Raw genomic sequence first — 5,671 nt, forward strand, 5'->3', positions numbered from 1 at the left:
CAAAATTGCTACAATAGCTTCAACAAAAAATTATCTGACTTAATTCGTGCTTCGGCACTCCTGCAACTCTGCCAGAAATCTGCAAACTTCAAGTTCACAAAGAAGGAACCATGAGCGAAACCTCTACCCGTACCAACAATAAAAGAACCCACATCCCGGTCGAGGGATACAAGATTGAAGATCTTCGTCAAAAAAGTCTCGAAGAGTTGATCGCCATTGCGAAAGAACTCGGCGTCGAAAACCCGAACGAATTGAAACGCCAGGACCTGATGTTCGAAATCCTCAAATCCCAGGTCAGCAAGGGTGGCTACATTCTCTTTACGGGAATTCTCGAAATCACCAACGAAGGGTACGGTTTTCTCCGTGCCATGGATGCCAACTTCTCGAATTCCAGCAACGACGCCTATGTCTCGAGTACACAAATTCGCAAATTCGCTCTGCGTAACGGTGACGTGGTAACGGGTCAGGTTCGTCCTCCGAAAGAGCAGGAGCGCTACTATGCATTGCTCAAAATCGAAGCGATCAACTACATGCCGGTCGCCGAGAGCAAAAACCGCCCGCTTTTTGACAACCTCACACCGCTCTATCCACAGGAAAAACTGAAACTCGAATACAACCCGACCAAACTGACAGGGCGTGTGCTCGATCTTTTCACGCCGATCGGAAAGGGTCAACGCGGTCTGATCGTCGCACCGCCGCGAAGCGGTAAAACGGAATTGATGAAAGAGCTGGCACATGGCATCACCCATAATCATCCGGAAGTCGAGCTCATCGTTCTTCTCGTCGATGAACGCCCCGAAGAGGTGACCGACATGGAAAGAAGCGTCAAAGGGGAAGTCTACAGCTCCACCTTCGACCTCCCGGCCCAGAACCATGTACGGGTCGCAGAACTGGTCATCGAAAAAGCGAAACGCCGGGTCGAAATGGGCAAGGATGTCGTCATCCTGCTCGACTCCATCACCCGACTCGCCCGTGCCTACAACACGGTCACACCTTCGAGCGGAAAGGTCCTCTCCGGCGGTGTCGACGCCAACGCCCTGCACAAACCCAAGCGTTTCTTCGGTGCCGCACGAAATATCGAAAACGGCGGAAGTCTGACAATCATCGCCACGGCTCTCGTCGATACAGGCAGCCGCATGGACGAAGTCATTTTCGAAGAGTTCAAGGGAACGGGCAACAGCGAAATCGTCCTCAGCCGTGCCATCGCAGACCGCCGCATCTATCCGGCCATTGATATCATCAAATCGGGAACCAGAAAAGAGGAGCTTCTGACCGATCCCAACACCCTGCCGAAAATCTGGGCTCTGCGCAACGCCATGCACCAGATGGACGAAGTCGAAGCACTCAAATTCCTCTACTCCAAAATGCTCAAGACGAAAAACAACGAAGAGTTTCTCAGCATCATGAACGAAGGAGCGTAGCGCGAAGCGTTCCGCTCCGCAGATGCAAAATGATGGATGATGGATGATGGATGAAAAAAACGAGATCGCTTCGCTTTCGTTTTTGTTTGCCGTTCGTATCGTCAAACTTTACAAATATTTGAACGAAACGAAAAAAGAGTATACTCTATCAAGACAGTTGCTTCGATCCGGAACTTCCATCGGTGCCAATGTTACCGAAGCACAGAGTGCTCAGAGCAAAAAAGACTTCATCTCAAAAATGTCCATTGCGCAAAAAGAAGCGCGGGAATCAGCATATTGGATTCGCCTTTTACAGGAAACGGATTATCTCCCCAAAGAAAGCTCAAAAGTCAAATCTTTAGAAAATGAACTCGAATCGATTGTACGACTGCTTTCCGCCATACTCATCTCATCAAAGAACACCGAAACATGAAAAAATCCTCCATCCTCCATCCTCCATCCTCCATTTCGAAGACACCGACAAAAGTCGGTGTCTTCGACAGCGGTGCCGGTGGTCTTACTGTAGTTAAAAGTCTTCTCGAACACAACCTCTTCGAGGAGATCATCTACTATGGTGATACGGCACGTGTCCCTTACGGCCCAAAGGATCCTGTCACGATTACCCGATACGCTCTCGAGGCGCTCGAGTTTTTCAGGAATTTCGATATCGATCTGATGATTACAGCCTGCAACAGTGTCAGTGCACATGCCCTTCCCGATCTTCGGGCCAATGCCGATTTCGATATCTACGGTGTGATCGAGCCGGGAATATTGGCTTTGAAGAATGCCGATCTTCCAAAATCCAGCCGAATACTGATACTCGGTACGAAAGCCACAATCGGAAGTGGACGCTATCAAAAAGGTATCCGAGAGCTCGGATTCGACTCTATTGAAGCGATCGCCCCCTCGCTTTTCGTTCCGATTGTCGAAGAGGGACTTTTCGACGGAGCTGTGTTGCGAAGCACCCTTGCCCACTATTTCAATACGATCGAACAGCCCGATGCCATTATTCTTGGCTGCACCCATTTCCCTTTGATTGCCAATGCCATACGCGACTATTTTCCCAACCACCCTTTGCTGATCCATTCGGGTGAAGCGATCGCGGAACATCTTGAAGACAATGGCTGCAAACCCCGAAAAAACGGAACGACAAACCTCAAGATTTTCGCTTCGGAAAACCCGGAAGGTTTGAAAAAGATTGCCGAAAAGTGGCTTTAAGCAGTGCTGTGATAGACTAGAATCCATTTCGTATTGAGATGGATTCCAAACTTTTGAAAGAAGGGAAAATTTGTCACAGGCTCTCGCACTCAAATACCGTCCGAAACGTTTCGAAGATCTGATCGGGCAGGACTCCATTTCCCAGACACTGGCCATGGCACTGGATCAGAATCGACTGGGTCACGCCTATCTCTTTTCCGGCTTGAGGGGAAGCGGCAAAACGTCGACGGCCAGAATCTTTTCCAAAGCTCTTTTATGCGAGCATGGACCCACTTCCAAACCGTGCGACAACTGCGAACAGTGCCAAATGGCCAATGAAGGGCGCCATATCGACATCATCGAGATGGATGCCGCTTCGAGCCGGAAGATCGACGATATCCGCGATCTCATCGAACACACCAAATACAAGCCTTCGGTCGGACGCTACAAGGTCTTCATTATCGACGAAGTGCATATGCTCACCAAGGAAGCGTTCAACGCCCTCCTCAAAACATTGGAGGAACCACCGGAATTCGTCAAGTTCATACTGGCGACGACCGACCCGCTCAAACTTCCTGCTACGATTCTAAGCAGGACCCAGCATTTCCGATTCAAAAAAATCGCCAAACCGCTTGTCATTAAACATCTTGAGCACATTCTAAACTCCGAAAACATCGCATTTGAACCGGGTGCTCTCGACATATTGGCACGCAGCGGAAGCGGATCGCTGCGCGACACGCTGACACTTCTGGATCAGGCCATCGTTTATTCCAAGAGCCATGTCGATGTGACAACGGTAACCCAGATGCTTGGCATTATCGATCCGGAGTTTCTCGAAAAGCTCTTCGACGCCATTTTGCAGAAAGACGAGACTAAAGTCCGTGAATATCTGAAAGAACTTGAAAACTACGAGGCCGAAATGGTGATCGACGAAATGAGTCTTTTTCTGAAAGAGAAACTGCTTCAAAACGATCCGAAATTCTCGCCGATGCTGCTCGAGCGTTTCTATCGGATTTTAGCCGAGGCAAAACCTCTTCTGGCATTGGGCACCGATGGGGATTTCGTCCTTTCGCTCACCCTTTTCAAAATGGTCGAGGCAATGAATATCAAACAGATCGACGAAATGATCGAGGCGCTTGAGAGTGAATTGAGAGTAGAGAATGGAGAGTTGAAAACAAAGAGTCAAAGATCCGTTCAATCCATCCATCCATCACCTGCTCCGACTCCCCCAATAGGCAACGGAAAAAAAGAACAACCACCGACTATTGATCATCATCCATCATCATCCACCCAACCGGACAATACCCTTCGTTTCAAAAAGCTCATTGAAAAGATTTACGACCGCAATGCGGAACTGGGCAAAGCCTTCGAAGAGAGTATCGAATTTGTCGATTATCGTGACGGAACGCTCTCATGGGCAAGCCATGCGGAAGGCGAGAACAAGACGCTTCTTAAAACCCACTTCGGCATCGTCCGCCACTTCGTCCAGGATATTTTCGGTGTCGGCACCAAAATCTCTCTGGTCAAATCGGAGAATCCGCCGCCCCCAAAGAGTGAAGCTCCGAAAGAGGAGCATGAACCGGCCGCCGAATCTCCCTCCACAACGGAACCCCCAAGCGATGCCAATGCCTCGACCCATACCGGTTCGATGATTGAAGATATCGACTGCAACAGCAGCGGCTGCATCACGGGAAACTGCACCGAACCGGAAGGATCGAAAGAGTATGACGCCAAAGATATTCTGAACGATCCGATGGTCAAGCGGGCGCAGGAACTTTTCGGTGCCAAAAAGATCGTAATCCGCTCCAAAGTGTGATAACAAGCATGCTGCGCGCCATCCTTCTCCTGGCAGCATCGATCGTCTGGATAACGGGATGTGCCCCCAGACAGGCGATTGTACCGGACATTTCCGAAAAGATTACCCCTTTCATCGCGCAGGCACCCCTCTCTTTGCGTGAAGAGAGACAAAAGAGTCTCTATACCGATTTTCTGGCGCACCATTACGCACCCTGGCAAATGGAGGAACTCAACGCTACCTATCAGGAAGCGACATGGGCAATCGGCTATTTTGCGAACAAATCCCTCTACGGGGAGAACCGGCTGCCTCTGGACCGAACGCGCTACGAAGCGTGGGTTTCCAATGCGCACTTCGATGCCTTCAATACGCTGAAACGACATGCCATCGTCATCCACCCCTCCTCGCTGAGACTCCTTCCCACGATGCACCCGATATTTTTCGATCCCTCTCTTCCCGGGGAGGGGTATCCTTTCGACTACAACCAAAACAGCGCCATCAAGGCAATGACACCCCTCATCGTATCGCACCTGAGTCTCGACGAGGGGTGGGCATTCGTTCAGAGCCCTTTCGCACTTGGATGGCTGCCGGTACGCGATATTGCATTTCTCTCCTCCGATCAGATCGATCGGATCATGAGACGTCCGAAAATCGTCGTGCTCAAAGAGAAGACACCGGTTTATGATGCCAACCAGTCGTTTCTGTTTTATGCGAAGATGGCGACGCTGTTTCCCCACATCGGCGAAGAGCCGGCTTTCTACAGGATTTTCGTTCCAAAAAGTTGCGGCCGGGATCTTCACCTTCAAAAATCCCTTCTCCCTTCGGGATGGAGCGCCCCCATGCCTCTTGCAATGACCGGAACAACTATCTGGCGTGTCGCCGAAGAGCTGCTGGGCGAATCGTATGGGTGGGGCGGTATGGTAGGAAACCGTGACTGTTCGGCCATGACACGCGATTTTTTCGCACCGTTCGGCATCTGGCTCCCCCGTAACTCGAGAGATCAGGCGAAGATTGGCAGAACAATCGATCTTTCCGGCTATACGGCAACGGAAAAAGAGAAGATCATCATCGAACAGGGAGTTCCGTTTCGCACTCTGCTCTACCTGCCGGGACACATCATGCTTTATGTGGGGCACAGAGATGGCAAAGCCTATATCATGCACAACATGTGGGGGATAAAAACCGAAGGAAACGGCCGCCACATTATCGGTCGCACCGTCGTCACCGACCTGTGGATCGGGAAAAATCTGCCGAATACGGACAAAAACGCCCTGCTGAT

At 50.4% G+C, this 5,671-nt stretch carries 5 protein-coding genes; all 5 read left to right on the forward strand.

Translation table 11 applies throughout. The annotated features are described in order from the left end of the window. The first annotated feature begins 110 nt into the window (after positions 1–110). Entirely contained in the window at positions 111–1,421 is a 1,311-nt protein-coding gene (rho, locus tag Q1K24_RS08970; RefSeq protein ID WP_300369117.1) for a transcription termination factor Rho, read from the forward strand. A gap of 43 nt (positions 1,422–1,464) precedes the next feature. Further along, the gene (locus Q1K24_RS08975; RefSeq protein ID WP_300369120.1) at positions 1,465–1,833 is read left to right on the forward strand and encodes a four helix bundle protein; all 369 of its coding nucleotides are present in this window, start codon (positions 1,465–1,467) and stop codon (positions 1,831–1,833) included. Then, positions 1,830–2,618, forward strand: coding sequence for a glutamate racemase (murI, locus tag Q1K24_RS08980; RefSeq protein ID WP_300369123.1), 789 nt, complete (start codon positions 1,830–1,832; stop codon positions 2,616–2,618). Before Q1K24_RS08975 ends, murI begins: the two co-directional genes overlap by 4 nt. A gap of 70 nt (positions 2,619–2,688) precedes the next feature. Next, positions 2,689–4,413 carry a DNA polymerase III subunit gamma/tau gene (locus Q1K24_RS08985; RefSeq protein WP_300369126.1) on the forward strand — a complete coding sequence of 575 codons (1,725 nt, stop codon included), beginning with the start codon at positions 2,689–2,691 and terminating at the stop codon, positions 4,411–4,413. Positions 4,414–4,421: 8 nt separating this feature from the next. Next, the coding region (locus Q1K24_RS08990) for an SH3 domain-containing C40 family peptidase (protein WP_300369129.1) at positions 4,422–5,671 on the forward strand (1,250 nt) is incomplete at its 3' end.

The organism is Hydrogenimonas sp., from assembly GCF_029932565.1.
In the GTDB taxonomy this organism is placed as follows: domain Bacteria; phylum Campylobacterota; class Campylobacteria; order Campylobacterales; family Hydrogenimonadaceae; genus Hydrogenimonas.

Bases quoted from the DNA above. Each gene is read 5' to 3' on its own strand.
- Q1K24_RS08975 (WP_300369120.1), top strand. From the start codon at position 1,465: ATGATGGATGAAAAAAACGAGATCGCTTCGCTTTCGTTTTTGTTTGCC.
- murI (WP_300369123.1), top strand. From the start codon at position 1,830: ATGAAAAAATCCTCCATCCTCCATCCTCCATCCTCCATTTCGAAGACA.
- rho (WP_300369117.1), top strand. From the start codon at position 111: ATGAGCGAAACCTCTACCCGTACCAACAATAAAAGAACCCACATCCCG.